The 17,190-nt window shown below is 69.7% G+C and carries 17 protein-coding genes and 1 riboswitch; of the genes, 13 read left to right on the top strand and 4 right to left on the bottom strand.

Annotation, left to right across the window (positions count from 1 at the left end):
- Positions 1–14: 14 nt before the first annotated feature.
- The 5 genes from chrA to ACE3RQ_RS02575 all read left to right on the top strand — a co-directional run bounded on the left by chrA (position 15) and on the right by ACE3RQ_RS02575 (position 6,616).
- Positions 15–1,292 carry a chromate efflux transporter gene (chrA, locus tag ACE3RQ_RS02555; RefSeq protein ID WP_374519694.1) on the top strand — a complete coding sequence of 426 codons (1,278 nt, stop codon included), beginning with the start codon at positions 15–17 and terminating at the stop codon, positions 1,290–1,292.
- Between the two features lie 140 nt (positions 1,293–1,432).
- Positions 1,433–3,889 (top strand): DUF1631 family protein, encoded by a 2,457-nt coding sequence (locus ACE3RQ_RS02560; protein WP_374519584.1) that lies wholly within the window; start codon positions 1,433–1,435, stop codon positions 3,887–3,889.
- A gap of 36 nt (positions 3,890–3,925) precedes the next feature.
- Positions 3,926–5,158 carry an MFS transporter gene (locus ACE3RQ_RS02565; protein ID WP_374519586.1) on the top strand — a complete coding sequence of 411 codons (1,233 nt, stop codon included), beginning with the start codon at positions 3,926–3,928 and terminating at the stop codon, positions 5,156–5,158.
- A 90-nt stretch (positions 5,159–5,248) separates the two neighbouring features.
- Positions 5,249–5,953 carry a helix-turn-helix transcriptional regulator gene (locus ACE3RQ_RS02570; protein ID WP_374519588.1) on the top strand — a complete coding sequence of 235 codons (705 nt, stop codon included), beginning with the start codon at positions 5,249–5,251 and terminating at the stop codon, positions 5,951–5,953.
- Between the two features lie 15 nt (positions 5,954–5,968).
- Positions 5,969–6,616 carry a Crp/Fnr family transcriptional regulator gene (locus ACE3RQ_RS02575; RefSeq protein WP_374519590.1) on the top strand — a complete coding sequence of 216 codons (648 nt, stop codon included), beginning with the start codon at positions 5,969–5,971 and terminating at the stop codon, positions 6,614–6,616.
- Positions 6,617–6,691: 75 nt separating this feature from the next.
- Here ACE3RQ_RS02575 and ACE3RQ_RS02580 read toward each other — a convergent pair whose 3' ends face one another.
- Entirely contained in the window at positions 6,692–7,129 is a 438-nt protein-coding gene (locus ACE3RQ_RS02580) for an SWIB/MDM2 domain-containing protein (RefSeq protein ID WP_374519592.1), read from the bottom strand.
- A gap of 249 nt (positions 7,130–7,378) precedes the next feature.
- Here ACE3RQ_RS02580 and rraA point away from each other — a divergent pair, with 249 nt between their 5' ends.
- Positions 7,379–7,879 (top strand): ribonuclease E activity regulator RraA, encoded by a 501-nt coding sequence (rraA, locus tag ACE3RQ_RS02585; RefSeq protein ID WP_374519594.1) that lies wholly within the window; start codon positions 7,379–7,381, stop codon positions 7,877–7,879.
- An 8-nt stretch (positions 7,880–7,887) separates the two neighbouring features.
- Here rraA and ACE3RQ_RS02590 read toward each other — a convergent pair whose 3' ends face one another.
- From ACE3RQ_RS02590 to ACE3RQ_RS02600, 3 genes are all read right to left on the bottom strand, one after another.
- Positions 7,888–8,703, bottom strand: a complete 816-nt coding sequence (locus ACE3RQ_RS02590) for a sulfite exporter TauE/SafE family protein (RefSeq protein ID WP_374519595.1) — start codon at positions 8,701–8,703, stop codon at positions 7,888–7,890.
- A 254-nt stretch (positions 8,704–8,957) separates the two neighbouring features.
- Positions 8,958–9,317 carry a cell division protein ZapA gene (locus tag ACE3RQ_RS02595; protein WP_374519596.1) on the bottom strand — a complete coding sequence of 120 codons (360 nt, stop codon included), beginning with the start codon at positions 9,315–9,317 and terminating at the stop codon, positions 8,958–8,960.
- Complete coding sequence (locus tag ACE3RQ_RS02600) at positions 9,314–9,550, bottom strand: DUF904 domain-containing protein (RefSeq protein ID WP_374519597.1); 237 nt, start codon at positions 9,548–9,550, stop codon at positions 9,314–9,316. Before ACE3RQ_RS02600 ends, ACE3RQ_RS02595 begins: the two co-directional genes overlap by 4 nt.
- Positions 9,551–9,600: 50 nt before the next feature.
- Positions 9,601–9,854, top strand: a riboswitch (cobalamin riboswitch).
- Between the two features lie 69 nt (positions 9,855–9,923).
- Here ACE3RQ_RS02600 and ACE3RQ_RS02605 point away from each other — a divergent pair.
- From ACE3RQ_RS02605 to ACE3RQ_RS02635, 7 genes are read left to right on the top strand one after another with little or no spacing between them, the layout of a single operon-like run.
- Positions 9,924–11,789, top strand: coding sequence for a TonB-dependent receptor domain-containing protein (locus tag ACE3RQ_RS02605; protein ID WP_374519599.1), 1,866 nt, complete (start codon positions 9,924–9,926; stop codon positions 11,787–11,789).
- Between the two features lie 11 nt (positions 11,790–11,800).
- Entirely contained in the window at positions 11,801–13,153 is a 1,353-nt protein-coding gene (locus ACE3RQ_RS02610; RefSeq protein ID WP_374519601.1) for a cobyrinate a,c-diamide synthase, read from the top strand.
- Positions 13,150–13,974 carry an ABC transporter substrate-binding protein gene (locus ACE3RQ_RS02615; protein WP_374519603.1) on the top strand — a complete coding sequence of 275 codons (825 nt, stop codon included), beginning with the start codon at positions 13,150–13,152 and terminating at the stop codon, positions 13,972–13,974. Before ACE3RQ_RS02610 ends, ACE3RQ_RS02615 begins: the two co-directional genes overlap by 4 nt.
- Positions 13,967–14,533, top strand: coding sequence for a bifunctional adenosylcobinamide kinase/adenosylcobinamide-phosphate guanylyltransferase (locus ACE3RQ_RS02620; protein ID WP_374519604.1), 567 nt, complete (start codon positions 13,967–13,969; stop codon positions 14,531–14,533). The genes ACE3RQ_RS02615 and ACE3RQ_RS02620 overlap by 8 nt, the downstream gene beginning before the upstream one ends.
- Positions 14,526–15,416, top strand: coding sequence for an ABC transporter substrate-binding protein (locus tag ACE3RQ_RS02625; RefSeq protein ID WP_374519606.1), 891 nt, complete (start codon positions 14,526–14,528; stop codon positions 15,414–15,416). Before ACE3RQ_RS02620 ends, ACE3RQ_RS02625 begins: the two co-directional genes overlap by 8 nt.
- A complete protein-coding gene (locus ACE3RQ_RS02630) occupies positions 15,413–16,414 on the top strand; it encodes a FecCD family ABC transporter permease (RefSeq protein WP_374519608.1) in 1,002 nt (333 codons plus the stop codon). The genes ACE3RQ_RS02625 and ACE3RQ_RS02630 overlap by 4 nt, the downstream gene beginning before the upstream one ends.
- Positions 16,411–17,187 (top strand): ABC transporter ATP-binding protein, encoded by a 777-nt coding sequence (locus tag ACE3RQ_RS02635; protein WP_374519610.1) that lies wholly within the window; start codon positions 16,411–16,413, stop codon positions 17,185–17,187. Before ACE3RQ_RS02630 ends, ACE3RQ_RS02635 begins: the two co-directional genes overlap by 4 nt.
- Positions 17,188–17,190: the final 3 nt, after the last annotated feature.

Genomic DNA, 17,190 nt, shown 5'->3' on the forward strand with positions numbered 1-17,190 from the left:
CTGCCAGGCTCGCTATGCTCGCGCGCATCATGCAAAGCAAGCCAGCAATTGTCCCGCCAAGCGGGGGTGTGTTCGAGGTGTTTTGGGCCTTTCTGCGCCTGGGCCTCACCTCTTTTGGGGGGCCGGTGGCCCACCTGGCCTATTTCCGCCATGAGTTCGTGGTGAAACGCCGCTGGCTTGACGAAGCCAGTTACGCCGACCTGGTGGCCTTGTGTCAGTTTTTGCCCGGGCCCGCGAGCAGCCAGGTGGGCATGGCCCTTGGGTGGGGGAGGGCGGGCTGGGCCGGCATGGCCGCCGCCTGGCTGGCCTTCACCTTGCCGTCGGCGCTGGCCTTGATCGCCCTGGCCTATGGCGTGGTGGCACTGGGCGACGCCACCCAGGCGCCATGGTGGCAAGGCGCGCTCAAGGGCCTGAAGCTGGCGGCGCTGGCGGTGGTGGCGCAGGCCATCTGGGGCATGGCCCGGCAACTCACCCCCGACGCCACCCGCCGGGCGCTGGCGCTCGGCACGGCCGCCCTGGCCCTGGCATGGCCGGCGTGGCTGGGAGGCTCGGCCTGGGCCGGACAGTTGCTGCCCCTGGTCTTGTGCGCGCTGGTGGGCTGGCGTTGGGGTGGCGGCTGGGTGGGCAAGGCGGGAGAGGGGGCATCGGCGCCCATGCGCGCGCCGTCAGCGCGCACCGGCGCCCTGGCCCTGCTGGTGTTCATTGGCCTGCTCGTGGCGCTGCCTCTGCTGGCCGCGTGGACGTACCTTCCACTGTGGGCCCAAATAGACGGCTTCTTCCGGGCGGGGGCGCTGGTGTTTGGTGGGGGGCATGTGGTGTTGCCGTGGTTGCAGGCCTCGGTGGTGCCTGCGGGGGCGGTGTCGGCCACCGACTTCATGGCGGGCTATGGGGCGGCGCAGGCGGTGCCAGGGCCTTTGTTCACCTTCGCGGCTTTTCTGGGGGCGGCCATGGAGCCGGCCGTTCTGAGCGGTCTGTCGCGCTGGCAAGGCGGGCTGGTGATGCTGCTGGCCCTGTTCGCACCGGCCGCCCTGGTGCTGGTGGGGGCACTGCCGTTCTGGGCCGGTTGGCGCCAGCGCCCTGGGCTGCGGGCCAGCATGGCCGGCGTGAACGCCGGCGTGGTGGGCTTGCTGCTGGCGGCGTGGGTGCACCCGATGTGGCCGGCCGCTGTTGCCGGCTGGGGCGATGCTGCCCTGGCTGCAGTGGCCTGGCTCGTCTTGATGAAGACGCGTGCAGGCCCGGTGGTGGTGGTGCTCGGCTGCGCGTTGGCGGGCGCGGCCCTGTCAGCCCTTTGAACTAAGGCATCGCGCCACCATCGCCGGCTCGGGGATGGCAGGGCCGGTCATCGGGCCTGCGGGGCAGGCCATCGCCCACGGCTTCAATGCCAGGCGCTTCGGCTGATAAAACGTGAAATCTGTCACGAACAAGGGCCGCCATGGCCCAGCCGATCGCCATGAAGGCCCGCCTCTCCCTGCTTCAGCAATGCCTTGACGACGCGATCTCGCGCGCGCCAGGCATGCTGGCACGCTGCCTTGACCACATGATCGCCGAGCACCTGGCGTCGGTGTCGCCGGGGCGTGAGATGAAGGTCATCGAGTCTTGCTCGCCCGTGTGGATGGCCCTGATGCGCCACAAGATGGTCTGGGGGCAGCGGCTGGTGTTGCGCCTGCGGGCCTTGACGGAGCGGCCCGATGACGCAGCCACCTCGCGCATGGGCCTGATGGGCGACTCCAGTCTCTTGGCCTTGCTGGACGAGGCCGACCAACTGGAGCAGGTGGCCTTTCGCCGCACGCTGCAGGCGGTGGCCACCCAGGCCGAGCCCGAGCTGGCGGCGCTGGACGCGCGCATGGGGCCTTTGCTCGAAGGGGTGCGACCAGCGCGGCGAAAGAACCCCTTGCGACCCTCGGTCTTCCTGGGGGCGATCCGCGAACTGATGCTGGCCAGTGAGCCCGATCCTGCGGTGCGCGCCCAGTGGCTTCGCGCCCTGGCCGAGCCCCTGGCGCGAGAGCTGCGGGCGCTGTACAGCGACCTGGCGGCCATCCTGCAGCAGTCGCAAGCGGGCGGGTACCACGTTCGCCTGGTTCACGACACGCCCGCCGGCAAGGTGCCGGAACAGGCGCCTGCCACGGGGCACGGTCTCCTGGACGAGTGGTTCGATCTGCCGGGCATGCCTCGCCTGCCTCAGGCGCCTGCCCCCGCACCGGTGGACGGCACCGGAGGCGACCACACCGAACTGGCGCGCGTCCACAGCACCTTGGAACCGTCGGTGTTTGACCGATTCCTCCAAGAGGAAGACCCCTATTTCGACCAGGCCCTGGGCAGCGAATACCGCGCGGCCCTGGCGCGCGAGCGCGCCACAGTGGAAGGGGCGGCGCAGGGTTACCGGCACGACGAAGCCGCGGTGCTGGCGGCCCGGCACCGCCACCAGGGGCTGGCCGCCGTGGACCGCCCAACGCGGCAGGTTGGCGTGGACAGCGTGCTCAGTGAGGCCGACTGGGGCGAGATGGCTTACCCGCATGAGCGGGCGCGGGTGCTGCTGGAGCTCAAGGCGCAGGCCAGCGAGGTGTCGCAGGCCGTGGGCCTGGACATGGTGCGCCTGATGGTGGGGCAGGTGGCCAGTGATCCCCTTCTTCTGGCGCCCGTGCGTGAGGCGGTGGTGGCGCTTGAGCCGGCCTTGCTGCGCCTGGTGCTGCCCGAGCCGCGCTATTTCCATCAGCAAGGCCATGCCGCGCGCGCCATGGTCGAGCACATCAGCGCCCGCAGCTTCCGTTACAACGACGAGTTCTCGCCCGAGTTTGCGGCCTTCTTTGCGCCGGTTCGCGACGCCATCAATGCGCTGAACGCCATGCGCATCGATCACCCGTTGATGTTCGCCCACGTACTGGCCGATCTGATGGAGGCCTGGGCCCAGGAAGACCGCGCCGAAATGGAACGGCGACAAGCGGGCCTTCAGACTGTGCAACGCGCCGATCGCCGGCAAGCCCGAGCCCTTGAGATAGCCCGCACCATCAGCCAGCGCCCCGACATCGAGGGGGCTCCCGCCTTCGTGCTGGAGTTCTTGTACGGACCTTGGGCCCTGGCCCTGGCAGAGGCCGAGATCGCCAACCCGGCCGCCGCCGCTGCCGAGGCGGCTCAGCACGACAAGACCCTGAGCGATCTGCTCTGGAGCATTCGCAAGGACGACACCCTCAACGACCCAGCCCGACTGTTCCGGCTGTTGCCCGGCTTGTTGCAGGGCCTGCAGCGCGGGCTTCATCGCCTGGGCCAGTCCCCGGAGGAGGGGCGTGCTTTCTTTGACGCGCTGATGCACCTGCACGAGCCCGCACTGGGGTTGCTGCGCGCGCGCAAGCGAGTGCAGGCCAAAGGCCTGCCGCTTGGGGCGGCGCCCGTGGCGATTGAGCCTGAGCCGGTGAACTACGTCGAGCCCGAGCCCGCCACGCCAGAGGAGCGCACCCCACGCGCGGCCGAATCCCCATGGCTTGCCGTGGCCGAGCAAGAGGCCGCGGGTTTCGAGGACACCCTGCCCACCCAGCCACAGGCGCTGGAGGCCTCGACACTGGCGCCCGGCACCCTGGTGGCCTCGGCCGAAGTGACCGAGACGCAAGCCGCTCAGGCCACTCCGGACGAAGTGCTGGACGGCTTGAGCACCGGTGACTGGGTTGACCTGTATTCCCACCGCGATTGGCTGCGCGCCGAACTGGTGTGGGTCAACCCCAAGCGCACCCTGTTCATGTTCGTGAGCCAGGGCGGGCAGACCCATTCCATGACGCGCCGCATCTGCCTGCGCCTGGTGCAAGACCGCCTGCTGCGCCCAGTGGGGGTGCCCGGTGCCATCCTTCAGACCGCTCGCGTCGCCTCGGCGACAGTCTCGGTCGACCGCCTCGTGGCCTGACCTACCCCCGGGGGTCTGGCGGCCTACCATCGGGGCATGACGACCGCTACCACTGGCGCACTGCCGCCATCGCCACCTTCCGTTCCCCTCAAACAAGACGCCGCCGTGATCGGCTTGGTGGGCCTGGCCCACGCCACCTCGCACTTCTCCCACCTGCTGCTGGCGCCGCTGTTCCCGCTGTTCATCCGCGACTTCGGGCTCACGTATTCCGATGTCGGCCTGCTGATGACGGTGTTCTTCGTGATCTCGGGCACCGGCCAGGCCCTCTCGGGCTTTCTGGTCGATCGCGTGGGCGCCCGCCCGGTGCTCTTTGCCGCCGTTTTCTGCTTCCTGCTCGCCTCCCTGGTGGCCTCGCAGGCCAATGGCTACGCCGGCCTGATGGGCGTGGCCGTGCTGGCTGGCCTGGGCAATGCGCCGTTTCACCCGGCCGACTTCACCATCCTCAACCAGCGGGTCTCCTCGGCGCGCCTGGGCCACGCCTTCAGCGTCCACGGTCTCACCGGCAGCCTGGGCTGGGCGCTGGCGCCGGTGTTCCTGGTGGGCATCGCGTCACTGGGTCAGTGGCGCACGGCGTATTACGCGGCTGCGGTCTTGTACGCCGGTGTGCTGGCCTTGATGTTCTGGCAGCGCCACCACCTCAAGACCGAGGTGGTGGCCAAGCCAAGCCACGCCGCAGCGGTTTCTGATCTGGCCTTTCTTCGCCTGCCGGTGGTGTGGTGGTGCTTTGCCTTCTTTCTGTTGTCCACCGTCACCCTGGCGGTGGTGCAAAGCTTTGCACCGTCCATCCTCAAGGCCCTCTATGGCGTGAGCGTGGAGGCCGCCACCCTGACCGTGAGCGCCTACATGCTGTGCAGTGCGCTGGGCATGCTGGTGGGCGGCTTCGTGGCGGCTTACGGGCAGCGCTCGCACCTCTCCAGCGATCGCGTGGTGGCCTGGGCCATGCTGGCGGGCGCTGCGCTCATGCTGGTGTGCGCCACCGGCTGGCTGGGCGGCTCCGGCACCATGGCTGCGCTGGCGGCCACGGGTTTTGCCGTTGGCGTGGGCGGGCCCAGCCGCGACATGATGATCAAGCGCGCCACGCCCAAGGGCGCCACCGGCCGGGTGTATGGCACGGTGTATTCCGGGCTTGACGTGGGCTTCGCGGTGTCACCGCTGGTGTTTGGCCTGCTCATGGACCGAGGCTGGTACGCCGCCACCCTGGCCGGTGGCGCGCTGGTGCTGGGGCTGTCGGTGATCGCGGCCGTGGGCGTGGGCCGGCGAACCGCGTGACCCTTCCTTGCCAACAGGTTGGTGAATACATCACAAACCCGTTGGCAAGCTGGCACAGCGCCAGCCCGGCGAAGGCGCCAGCATGTGGGCATGGACGCACGCAACACCTTGCCCTACGCCAGAGACCTTCACTGGGACATTCGGGGAGCGGCAAGCCCCGAGACCAACGAGCTTGGCCTGACCATGCGGCACCTGTTGCGTGCCTTCGATGAAATTGACTACGGCATGATCGTGCTCAATTCAAATGGGCACATCCTGCACAGCAACCACCTGGCGCGGGTGGAGTTGGGGCGACGCGATTTTCTGCGCGCCTGCGATGGGGTGCTGTCATCCGGCGACCCTGCGCACGACACCAAAATTCGCCTGGCACTTGAGGCGGCGTTGCGTGGCCAGCGCCGCCTGGTGTTGCTCACGCAAGGCGAGCGCGATCTCTCCCTCACGTTCAATCCGCTGGCCCATCCGCTGGAAGACACGAGCCCCAGCGTGTTGGTGATGCTGTCGCGCCAAAGCACCTGCGACAACCTGGCCGTGCGCATGTTTGCGCGCACCCTGGCCCTGAGCCCGAGTGAGGAGGGCGTGATGCTGGCCCTGTGCCGGGGCCTGGTCATCAATGAGATCGCGCAGGAGAACGGCGTGGCCGTGTCCACCGTGCGAAGCCAGATCAAGACCCTGCGCGAGAAGGCCGGCGTGCCTAGCATCCGCAAACTCCTGCAGCGCATCAACAGCCTGCCCCCCGTGGTTCCCGCCTTGCGCATCGTCACACCAGTGCCGCAGAATCCCAGGCTTGACGCCTAGCCCTGACGCCACTGGATGCCCCAAACAGCCGACGCCCCGATCACCGAAGACAAACTCCACATCGAGGCGCTGGCGTCCATGGGCGTGCCGCGCACCTACCGCCGCGGTGCCCTGCTGATCCAAGAGGGCGACACGGGCGACACCTTGTTCGTGGTGCTCAAGGGCCGCTTGCGGGCCTACCTGGCGGATGCCTCAGGGCGAGAGTTGACGCTAGGGGTTTTCGGCGCCATGGAATACGTGGGCGAAATGGCCCTGGACGGAGGGCCCCGCTCGGCCAATGTGGAGGCCCTGGAGGCCACGGTGTGTTCCGTGGTGAGCCGCGCCACCCTGTTGCAGTACATCGCCCAGCACCCCGAGTTCGCCTTGCAACTCATGGCCCGGCTGATCCGCCGCGCCCGCCTGGCCACCGAAAGCGCGCGCAGCGTGGCCTTGATCGACGTGTACGGGCGTTTGGTGCTCTTGCTGGAGAAGCTGGCCATGCCAGCCAACGAGCACGGCCACCGAGCGCTGCGTGAGCGCCTGACCCATCAGCAAATGGCGCATCACCTGGCCTGCTCGCGCGAGATGATCAGCCGCCTGCTCAAAGACCTGGAAAACGGCGGCTACATCGCGGTGCGTGACCGCTGGATTCACCTGCTCAAGCCCTTGCCATCGCGCTGGTGACGGGCGCGTGCCCTCAGAAACAACAAAGCCGGCGCGGGGCCGGCTTTGTGTTGGGTTGCCCGAAGGCAACTGGGATCACTTCAGGTGATCGTTGACCAGCTTGGTCATCTCGAACATGGACGCCTGGGCCTTCTTGAAGATTTCCTTCAGCTTGGCGTCGGCGTTGATCATGCGCTTGTTCACTTCGTCCTGAAGCTTGTTCTTCTTGATGTATTCCCACACCTTCTTCGTCACCTCGGTGCGCGGCAGCGGGCTGGCGCCCACGATGGCGGCCAGGGCGGCGCTGGGGGTCAGGGCCTTCATGAAGGCGGCGTTGGGCGTGCGCTTCTTGGCCGGAGCGGCCTTCTTCGCAGGAGCGGCTGCCTTCTTGGCCGGGGCGGCTTTCTTCGCCGGAGCGGCTGCCTTCTTGGCCGGAGCGGCCTTCTTCGCCGGTGCGGCGGCGGCCTTGGCCGGAGCCGCTTTCTTTGCCGGTGCAGCGGCCTTCTTGGCCGGCGCTTTCTTTGCAGTTGCCATGGTTGATGATCCTTCTAGAAGTGGTCTATTCGCCAGTGGATGAACGCGCTATCGCACTGGTGCAGCCATGCTAATGGAGATGCCGGGGCAATCCAAGGTGCGAAGGCCTTTTTCGCGCGAGTTTTCAGAGGGGAAATGCGCGTTTTTGGCGGGGAAAACAACAGTCATGCGTGGTGCGTGCGCCGATGGGCCGCGAGGGCGGTGCTCTCGCCACACAATCGCTGCCGTTTCAACCGAAGGGAAATGCCCATGAGCGCTGCCGAATTCACCCCCACTTGCGACCTCTGCGATGCCCACAAAACCGACACCTCTGGCGCCTTTCGCGTGCTGCCGCCGGTGTTCCGCGACTATGGCGCGCTGCGCCGTTTCGCGGGGCCCGTGGTCACGGTGAAATGTTTTGAAGACAACACCCTGGTGAAGGCCGCGGTGGACAGCCCGGGTGAGGGTCGCGTGTTGGTCGTGGACGGTGGCGCTTCGCTTCGCAAGGCCTTGTTGGGGGGCAACCTGGGCGCGGCCGCTGCGCGCAACGGCTGGGCCGGTGTGGTCATTGACGGTTGTGTGCGCGACGTGGGTGAGCTGGCGGCGTGCCAGGTGGGCATTCGCGCCCTGGCCAGCATGCCCATGCCCACCGAGAAGCGCCAGGAAGGCCAGCGCGACGTGCCGGTGCAGGTGCAGGGCGTGTGGGTGCGACCCGGAGACTGGCTCTATGCCGACGAAGACGGCATGGTGGTGGCCGACCGGGCGCTGTGATCAGGCCATCAAGCCATCAGGCCCTTGTAGAGCATGTAGGCCGCCAGCAGGTAGAGCACGCTGGCGAACACGCGCTTGAGCGCCTTCACCGGCAGCGCGTGCGCGGCCTTCACGCCCAGCGGGGCCATGAGCACGCTGGCGCAGGCGATCACCAGCAGCGCGGGCAGGTAGATGTAGCCCAGCGAACCCGCCGGCAGGTTGGCCACGTTCTGGCCTGAGACGATGTAGCCCAGGGCATTGGCCAGGGCAATCGGAAAGCCCAGGGCGGCGCTGGTGGCCACGGCGTTGTGGATGGGCACGTTGCACCAGGTCATGAAGGGCACGCTCACGAAGCCGCCGCCGGCACCCACCAGCCCCGACAGGAAGCCGATGGCACCACCCGCGCCCAACTGGCCGGCCGTGCCGGGCAGGGTGCGAGAGGCCTTGGGCTTTTTGTCGATGAGCATTTGCGTGGCCGAGAAGCTCACGAACAGCGCGAAGAACAGCGCCAGCCAAGAACCCTTGAGCACCGCGAACACACCCAGGCTGGCCACGGCGGCCCCCAGCACGATGCCGGGCGCCAGGCGCTTGACCACGTCCCACCGCACGGCGCCGCGCTTGTGGTGCGCGCGCACGCTGGAGACCGAGGTGAAGATGATGGTGGCCATGGACGTGGCGATGGCCATCTTGACGGCCAGGTCGGGCGACACGCCGCGGGCGCCAAGGATGAAGGTGATGAAGGGCACCATCAACATGCCCCCGCCGATGCCGAGCAGGCCTGCGAGGAAACCGGTGCCAAGGCCGAGGATGGCCAGTTCGAGAACGAGGAGGGGTTCGATCGACATGAAAGGTGTCTGCAAGTGCCACCAGGCCGGCATCCTGAACCGGGGTTCAGGTGGGCGAGGGCAACGAGGCTTCGGGTTCGTCTGACGCGAGACGCTCGCACCAGCCACGCAATGTACCAAGCCCGGGCTCTAAGAGCATTGGTTGCAGGAATATAAAGCCCGGCGGCCTTGCAGACAGTCGCCATTGTAGGGCCGCCGCAAGGGTGGGAATTGGCCCACCCGTCGATCGCCCGAGGCGGTCGGACGCGCGGGCCTCAGATGAGTTGGCCGTCTTGGCCGAGGGTCTGGTCCAGGCGCTGGATCAGGCTTTGCACCTTGGTGTGCAAGGCGGGGTCAAGGTCGTTCGGCGCGGTGGTCTCGCTCGGCGTGGGCATGGCCTGCGCCTGCGGTTCGGCCTCTTTCTGGGCGAGTTCGAAGGCCAGGTTGAGCGAGGCCAGCACGGCGATGCGGTCGCGCGCCTTCACCTTGCCTGCGTCGCGGATGCGGCACATGGCAACGTCCACCCGGTTCACGGCCTCCAGCAAGGCGGCTTCGCCCCCGGTGGGGCAGGACAGCAGGTAGCTCTGGCCCATGATCTGGACTTCCATCTGCTGGTGGTTGGGCTTGTTGCTCATGGGCGGTCTTGGGGGGCTTCAGGCGCGGCGTTGTGCTGGCCTGGCAGGCGGTCGAGAAGGGCGTCGACGCGGGCGCGCGCGGCAAGCAGCCGTGACTTGAGCGAGTCGCGCTCGGCGCTCAGGGCCTGCACCTGCTCCATCAGCAACTGGTTGGTGCGCTGCAACTCTTCGTGTCGCAGCAACAGGCGTTCCACGCGTTCGGTGAGCTGGTCGATGGGGGTCTGGTTGGACATGGGCGCGCTCGCAATTCGGGGCATTGTAGGGCGGGCACCCGAGGGGGTACCGTAGAATGCCCGGTGTTGGTGCTCGCGGCGTGGTTCTCATGCCGCAGTTCAACGGGAAGCAGGAGGGAAGGGTTCCACACGGCCCGACCTAACCTGCGCTGCCCCCGCAACGGTAAGCAGACGAGACCCTTGGCCCCACCCGGGCCGAGTGCTCCGCTTCCATCAATCGGTCACTGGCGCGCACACGTGCGCTGGGAAGGCGATGGAGGTTGTTCTGCCAGCCCGGATACCGGCCAACGAGGTGGTGGCGCCGCAAGGCGCCGCCGTGACGTCCATGCACCGTCGGGGAAGGCGGTGAGGACACTGTCAATCGTTAACTCACATGAATCGCTCTTCTTCGCGCGCCGCCATGGCCGCGCTCTCGCCTGTCGTCCTGGCGGGTGCTTCGCTGTGCGTGGGCGCTGCCCACGCTGCCCCAGCCACCGACGCGGTGGTCGTTGCCGCCCTGGATGCCGTGGTGGTCTCGGCCAACCGCACCGAGCAGCCCATCACCGACGTGGTGGCCGACGTCACCGTGGTCGATCGCGAGGCCATTGACCGCAGCGGTGCTGCTTCGGTGGCCGAGGTGCTGGCCCGTCTGCCTGGCGTGAGCATCGTCACCAACGGTGGCGCGGCGTCCACCACCAGCGTTTTCCTGCGCGGTGCCGAGACGCGCTTCACCGCCGTGTTCGTGGACGGCGTGCGGGTGGACTCCCAGTCCACCGGCGGGGCGTCCTGGCAGGGCATTCCGCTGGCGCACATCGAGCGCATCGAGGTGCTGCGTGGGCCGGCCGCGGCCGTGTACGGCTCTGACGCGGTGGCCGGCGTGGTGCAACTCTTCACCCGTCAGGGCGAGGAGGGCTTTTTCCCCTCGATTCACGCTGGCGTGGGCACCCACCACACGCACGACCTCAGCGCCTCGCTGCGCGGCGGGCAGGGCGCGGTGGACTATTCGCTGGGCCTGGCCACGGAGCGCAGCGACGGCTTCAACGCCAAGCCCTCGGGCAACCCCGATCGCGACGGCTACCGCAGCCACTCGGTATCGGGCCGTCTGGGCTGGAAGCCCGCCACTGGCCACCAGCTCAACCTGACCTTCCTGGACAGCCGCCAGAAAGGCCGCTACGACGGCTTCACGCCAGGCCAGGACGACCAGACCGTGCAGGAACTGCGCACCCTGGGCCTGAACTGGGCGGCCCGTTGGAGCGAGGTGTGGAGCACACGCGTGGGCCTGTCTCGCGGCACCGAGCGCTACGAAACCATGCCCTCGCCCTATGAGACCGAGACCCAGGTCGATTCGTATTGGCTGCGAAACGAATGGAAGCTGGGTGGCCATGGCTTCAACCTGGACCTGGAGCGCCGCGAAGACCATCTCACCAACCTGAGCACCACCCCCTCGCTCACGCGCCGTTCGCAAAACGCGCTGGCCCTGGGCTACACCCTTCGCGCCGGGGCACATACCCTGCAAGCCAACGCCCGACGCGACAACGACAGCGAGTTCGGCACCCACACCACCGGCTCGCTGGCCTATGGCTACGACATCTCGCCCGCCTGGCGCGCCACCGCGTCGGCCGGCACTTCGTTTCGCGCGCCCACGCTCTTCCAGCGTTTCAGCATCTACGGCACGCCCAACCTGCAGGCCGAGACCGGGCGCAACGTCGAGGCCGGGCTGCGCTGGCAGTCGGGCCAGAACAAGGTGGGCGTGGTGGTCTACCGCAACCACGTGGATAACCTGATCGACTACCTCAGCGGGCCGGGCAGTTGCATCAACGGCACGGGCACCTACCCCGGCTGTTATGGCAACGTGGGCGAGGCGCTGTACCGCGGTGTCACCCTGACCGCTGCCACCCAGGTGGGGGCCGTGAACCTCAGTGGCTCGGTGGACTGGATGGACCCGCGCAACGCCATCACCGACAAGCGCCTGCCGCGCCGTGCGCGCCGCCAGGCCACCTTGCTGGCCGACACCCGGGTGGGCGGCTGGAAGCTGGGCGGCGAGGTACAGGCCGTGGGCTCGCGCTTTGACGACGTGGCCAACCGCAACGAACTGGGCGGGTACACCTTGTTCAACCTCAGCGCCAGCACCGAAGTGGCGCGCGACTGGACCCTGCTGGCGCGGGTGAACAACCTGGCCAACAAGGACTACCAGACCGCGCGCGGCTACGCCACCGCCGGCCGCACCTTCTACCTGGGCCTGACCTGGGCCCCTCGTTAAGTGAGAAGCGAATGACCCCAGCCGCCGTGTCCTGTCCCGCCGTTCTCGTGGCCGCCCCGTCCTCCGGGCAGGGCAAGACCACCGTGGCCAGTGCCCTGGCCCGGCTGCACGCGCGGGCCGGGCGGCGGGTACGGGCCTTCAAGTGCGGGCCCGATTTTCTGGACCCGCACTGGCTCACGCTGGCCACCGGCCAGCCGGTGCACAACCTCGACCTGTGGATGACCGGCGAGGACGACGCACGCCAGCGCCTGCACGAGGCGGCCCGCGAGAGCGACCTGATTGTGGTCGAGGGCGTGATGGGCCTGTTCGATGGCGAACCCAGCGCCGCCGACCTGGCCCAGCGCCTGGGCCTGCGCGTGCTGGCGGTGATCGACGCCTCGGCCATGGCCGGCACCTTTGGCGCCCTGGCCTTCGGCCTGCAGCACTTCCGCCCGGGCATGCCCTGGGCCGGGGTGCTGGCCAACCGGGTGGCCAGCGAGCGCCATGCGCAAATGCTGGAGCAGGCCCTGCAGGCCGGGCCCGGCGACGCGGCGGCCTCGTCGTGGCTGGGCGCGGTGATGCGCGATGCCCGCTTCAGCCTGCCCGAGCGCCACCTGGGCCTGACGGTGGCCGCTGAACTGCCCGATGCCATGGCCCGGCTTGACGCTGCCGCCGATGCCCTGGCCGACACCCTGCTGGGCCGCATGGACACGGCCGACCTGGCGCGCTGGGCCACCGAGTTCGCGCCGCCCGCGCAGCCCGTCGACACGCCGCCCCTGCTGGCGGGGCGCACCGTGGCGGTGGCGCGCGACGCGGCCTTCTGTTTCATTTACCCGGCCAACCTCGATGTGCTGCAGGCCATGGGGGCTCGCCTGGTGTATTTCTCGCCCCTGGCCGACGAGCCGCTGCCCGCGTGCGACGCGGTGTGGCTGCCTGGGGGCTACCCCGAACTGCACGCCACCACCCTGGCCCAGGGCGCGCAATGCCGCGCCAGCCTGGCCGCGCACGTGGCCGCCGGCCGGCCGCTGTGGGCCGAGTGCGGCGGCATGATGGCGCTGTTTGACGAGCTGGTGGACCAGGCCGAGCAGACCCACGCCGGTTGGGGCCTGCTGCCCGGGCGCGTGGTGATGCAAAAGCGCCTGGCCGCGCTCGGCCCGCAGCAGCTCGACCTGCCCGCCGGCTCGCTGCGCGGCCACACCTTCCACTACTCTCGCACCGAGACGCCGCTGGTGCCCGCCGCGCAGACGCTGGCGGTGCGCGGTGGCGCCGTGGGGCCGGGCGAGGCGGTGTACCGCCACGGTCCCGTCGGGGCCAGTTATTTCCATGCCTGGTTCGCGTCGGCGCCTGCGGCCGCCGCGTCCTTGTTCTTGCCGGAGCCTGCATGACCACTGCCACGCTGCCCGGGCCGCAACGCATCGTGTGCCTGACCGAAGAAACCACCGAGTGGCTCTACCTGCTGGGGCAGGAGGCGCGCATCGTGGGCATCAGTGGCTACACCGTGCGCCCGCGCCGGGCGCGCGAAGAGAAGCCCAAGGTCAGCGCCTTCCTGAACGCCAAGATCGACAAGATCCTGGCGCTGGCGCCCGACTGCGTGTTCGGCTTTTCTGACCTGCAGGCCGACATCGCCGCCGAGCTGATTCGCGCTGGCGTGCAGGTGACGGTGTTCAACCAGCGCAGCATCGACGCCATCCACGGCATGCTGTACCAGGTGGCCGCCATGGTGGGCTGCGCCGAGGCGGGCCTGGCCTGGATCGAGGCCAACCGCGCCAGCCTGGCCGCCATGCGGGCCGAGGTGGCGGCCCTGCAGGCGCAGGGCAAGCGGCGCCCGCGCGTGTACTTTGAAGAGTGGGACGAGCCGCCGATCAGCGCCATTCGCTGGGTGTCCGAGCTGATCGGCGTGGCCGGTGGCGACGACGTGTTTCCCGAGCTGGCCTTACAGGCCATGGGCAAGCAACGCATCATCGCCGACCCGCTGGAGATCGTGCGCCGCCAGCCCGACATCATCGTGGGCTCGTGGTGCGGCAAGAAATTCCGGCCCGAGAAAGTGGCGGCCCGCCCCGGCTGGCAAGACGTGCCCGCCGTGCGCGACGGGCAGCTCTTCGAGATCAAGTCGGCCGACATCCTGCAGCCCGGCCCCGCCGCCCTCACCGATGGCGTGGCCCAGTTGCACCGCCTCGTGCGCGACTGGATGGTGGCCCATGGCTGAGGTGTTTTGCAGCGAGTTCGTGCTGGGTGGCCAGCGCAGCGGCAAGTCGCGCCGGGCAGAGACCATTGCGATGCGCTGGTTGAGCGCCTCGCCCGCGCACCGCGCCGTCACCATCGCCACCGCCCAGCCCTGGGACGACGAGATGCGCGAACGCATCGCCCGCCACCAGCAAGACCGCGCCCAGCGCCTGCCCGGCATGAGCACCGTGGAAGAGCCCCTGGCCCTGGCCGAGGCCGTGCGCCAGCACAGCCGCGCCCACACCCTGGTGGTGGTGGACTGCCTCACCATGTGGCTGACCAACCTGCTCATGCCCATGCAGGGCGAGCCCGCCGATCCGCAAGGCCCGGTGCGCGCGCTGTGCGAGGCCGTGGCCGCCGCGCCTGGCCCGGTGGTGCTGGTGAGCAACGAAATTGGCTGGGGCGTGATCCCCATGGGGCGCGAGGTGCGCGCCTTCGTGGACGCCCTGGGCCACGCCAACCAGGCCCTGGCGGCGGTGTGCCCCCGGGCCACCCTGATGGCCGCGGGCCTGTCCCTTACCTTGAAGGACAACCATGCCTAAGACTTGGGCCAGCCTGTGGCGCTGGCTGCTGTGCGGCCTGCTGGCGCTGGCCGGCCTGGTCAACCTGGCCCATGCCCAGGGCGTGCAGATCACCGACGACCGCGGCGTGCGCGTGGCCTTGCCGCAAGCGCCACAGCGCATCGTGTCGCTGCTGCCCTCGCTCACCGAGACCGTGTGCGAGCTGGGCCAGTGCCACCGGCTGGTGGGCGTGGACCGGTACTCGAATTACCCGGCCTCGGTGCGGCGCCTGCCGCAACTGGGCGGCGGGCTTGACCCGCAGATCGAATCGGTGGTGGCCCTGCGGCCCGACGTGGTGCTGATGTCCACCTCGTCGCGCGCCGCGCTGCGCCTGGAGGCGCTGGGCCTGAAGGTGGTGGCGCTGGACACCAAGAGCGCGGCCGACGCCCGGCGCGTGCTGGGCACGCTGGGGCAGTTGCTGGCCGTGCCTGACGCCGATCGCGTGTGGCGCGCCATCGAGGCCGGTGTGGGGGCCGCGGCCCAGTCGCTGCCGCCGCGCAGCCGGCCCTTGCGGGTGTACTACGAGGTCAGCACCGGGGGCTACGCGGCCGGGCCGTCGTCGTTCATTGGCGAGTTGATGGCCCGCATGGGCGTGAGCAACATCGTCACGCCCGACCTGGGGCCGTTTCCGCGCATCAACCCTGAGTACGTGGTGCGCGCCGACCCCGACCTGATCATGATCGGCTCGCACCACGCGGCCAACCTGGGCGCGCGCCCAGGCTGGCCGCAGATGCGCGCCGTGCGCGACCAGCGCGTGTGCATCTTCAACCGCGACGAGTCCGACGTGCTGGTGCGCCCGGGCCCGCGCATGGCCGAGGCCGCGCGCCTGATGGCCCGCTGCATCGCCAGCAAGGGGACGCCATGAACGGTGCGCGCAGCGCCTGGCTGGCACTGGCCCTTGCCCTCACCGCCAGTGTGCTGGCGATGGTGGGCGTGGGCGTGGGCAGCACCGGCTGGGCCAGCGTCTGGGGCGCCTGGCACGACCCGGTGGCCGCGCAGATTCTGTGGGACATCCGCCTGCCGCGCACCCTGGGCGCCTGGGTGGCCGGTGCCTTGCTGGGCCTGGCTGGCGCCGTGGCGCAGGGCCTGTTTCGCAACCCCCTGGCCGACCCCTATTTGCTCGGCAGCGCCTCGGGCTCGGCCCTGGCCGTGGCCCTCACGCTGGCGTGGTGGGGCGGCTCGCCTTTTGCCGCCGCCTGGCTGGTGCGCCTGGGCATGACGGGTGCGGCCTTCGCCGGCGCGGTGCTGGGCGTGGCGCTCACCCTGGTGCTGGCGCGCGGCGTGCAGCACACCCTGCGCCTGCTGCTGGCCGGCGTGATCGTGGGGGTGGTGCTGGGCGCGGCGCGCGACCTGGTCACCATCGCCCAGCCCGACACCCTGCAGGCCATGCAAGGCTTCATGCTGGGCAGCACCGGCTTCGTGGGCTGGCCCGCCGTGGCGGTGATGGCCGGCGCCTTGCTGGCCGGCGCCCTGGCCGCCGCCGCGCTGGGGCGCGTGCTCGACGGCCTGGCCCTGGGCGAGGCCACCGCCAACAGCCTGGGCCTGCCGCTGCCGGCGGCCCGCCTGGCGCTGGTGGCCGTGCTGGCCCTGTGCACCGGCGCGGCCGTGGCGCAGACCGGCCTGATCGCCTTTGTGGGCCTGGCCGCGCCGCACCTGGTGCGCTCCATCGTCAAGACCACCCACACCCGCCTGGTGCTGCTGAGCGCGGCCATGGGTGGGTTGCTGCTCATGGCGGCCGACGTGCTGGCGCGTTGGCTGCTGGCGCCGCAAGAACTGCCGGTGGGCGTGCTCACCGCCGCCCTGGGCGGCAGCTACCTGCTGTGGCTCATGCACCGCCGCCGCGCGGCTGGGGGGGTGCTGTGAGCGCGCCGCGCCAGACCCCCGCGCTGCAGGCGCAAGACTTGTGCGTCACCCTGGGCGACCGCCCGGTGTTGCGTGGCGTGTCGCTTTCACTGGCACCCGGCCGCTGGACCTGCATCGCCGGCCCCAACGGGGCGGGCAAGTCCACCCTGCTCAAGGCCATGGCGGGCCTGCTGCCCCACCAGGGGCAAGTGAGCCTGCTGGGCCGCCCGCTCGCGCAGTGGCCGGGGCGCGAGCGCGCCCGAGCGCTGGCCTGGCTGGGGCAGGGCGAACACGGCGCCGAAGACCTCAGCGTGTGGGACGTGGCCATGCTCGGCCGCCTGCCGCACCAGGGCTGGCTGGCCAGCCCCAGCGAGGCCGACCGCCAGGCCGTGGAGCAGGCCCTGCGCGCCACCCAGGCCTGGGACTGGCGCCAGCGCCCCATGGGCGCGCTCTCCGGCGGCGAGCGCCAGCGCGTGCTGCTGGCCCGTTTGCTGGCGGTGCAGGCCCAGGTGATGCTGATGGACGAACCCCTGGCCAACCTTGACCCGCCCCACCAGGCCGACTGGTGGCACCTGGTGCGCCAGCAGGTGGGGCAGGGCCGCACCGTGGTGAGCGTGCTGCACGAAGTGGGCATGGCCTTGCTGGCCGATGACCTGGTGGTGCTGCGCCAGGGCCAGGTGGCCTACGCCGGGCCGGCCCAGGTGCCCGAAGCGCACCGCGCCCTTGAGGCGGTGTTCGAGCACCGCATTTCCATTCAAGCCGTGGGCGAGCGCTGGGTGGCGCTGCCCATCTGACCG

Origin of the sequence: Hydrogenophaga sp. (assembly GCF_041913525.1) — a bacterium.
Taxonomy (GTDB): domain Bacteria; phylum Pseudomonadota; class Gammaproteobacteria; order Burkholderiales; family Burkholderiaceae_C; genus Hydrogenophaga.

What these genes read in the sequence shown, in the direction of transcription:
- ACE3RQ_RS02575 (WP_374519590.1), top strand. Translation starts at nt 5,969, where the DNA reads ATGCCCCAAACAGCCGACGCCCCGATCACCGAAGACAAACTCCACATC.
- ACE3RQ_RS02560 (WP_374519584.1), top strand. Translation starts at nt 1,433, where the DNA reads ATGGCCCAGCCGATCGCCATGAAGGCCCGCCTCTCCCTGCTTCAGCAA.
- ACE3RQ_RS02595 (WP_374519596.1), bottom strand. Translation starts at nt 9,317, where the DNA reads ATGAGCAACAAGCCCAACCACCAGCAGATGGAAGTCCAGATCATGGGC.
- ACE3RQ_RS02580 (WP_374519592.1), bottom strand. Translation starts at nt 7,129, where the DNA reads ATGGCAACTGCAAAGAAAGCGCCGGCCAAGAAGGCCGCTGCACCGGCA.
- ACE3RQ_RS02630 (WP_374519608.1), top strand. Translation starts at nt 15,413, where the DNA reads ATGAACGGTGCGCGCAGCGCCTGGCTGGCACTGGCCCTTGCCCTCACC.
- ACE3RQ_RS02620 (WP_374519604.1), top strand. Translation starts at nt 13,967, where the DNA reads ATGGCTGAGGTGTTTTGCAGCGAGTTCGTGCTGGGTGGCCAGCGCAGC.
- chrA (WP_374519694.1), top strand. Translation starts at nt 15, where the DNA reads ATGCTCGCGCGCATCATGCAAAGCAAGCCAGCAATTGTCCCGCCAAGC.
- ACE3RQ_RS02565 (WP_374519586.1), top strand. Translation starts at nt 3,926, where the DNA reads ATGACGACCGCTACCACTGGCGCACTGCCGCCATCGCCACCTTCCGTT.
- ACE3RQ_RS02570 (WP_374519588.1), top strand. Translation starts at nt 5,249, where the DNA reads ATGGACGCACGCAACACCTTGCCCTACGCCAGAGACCTTCACTGGGAC.
- ACE3RQ_RS02615 (WP_374519603.1), top strand. Translation starts at nt 13,150, where the DNA reads ATGACCACTGCCACGCTGCCCGGGCCGCAACGCATCGTGTGCCTGACC.
- rraA (WP_374519594.1), top strand. Translation starts at nt 7,379, where the DNA reads ATGAGCGCTGCCGAATTCACCCCCACTTGCGACCTCTGCGATGCCCAC.
- ACE3RQ_RS02610 (WP_374519601.1), top strand. Translation starts at nt 11,801, where the DNA reads ATGACCCCAGCCGCCGTGTCCTGTCCCGCCGTTCTCGTGGCCGCCCCG.
- ACE3RQ_RS02600 (WP_374519597.1), bottom strand. Translation starts at nt 9,550, where the DNA reads ATGTCCAACCAGACCCCCATCGACCAGCTCACCGAACGCGTGGAACGC.
- ACE3RQ_RS02590 (WP_374519595.1), bottom strand. Translation starts at nt 8,703, where the DNA reads ATGTCGATCGAACCCCTCCTCGTTCTCGAACTGGCCATCCTCGGCCTT.
- ACE3RQ_RS02625 (WP_374519606.1), top strand. Translation starts at nt 14,526, where the DNA reads ATGCCTAAGACTTGGGCCAGCCTGTGGCGCTGGCTGCTGTGCGGCCTG.
- ACE3RQ_RS02605 (WP_374519599.1), top strand. Translation starts at nt 9,924, where the DNA reads ATGAATCGCTCTTCTTCGCGCGCCGCCATGGCCGCGCTCTCGCCTGTC.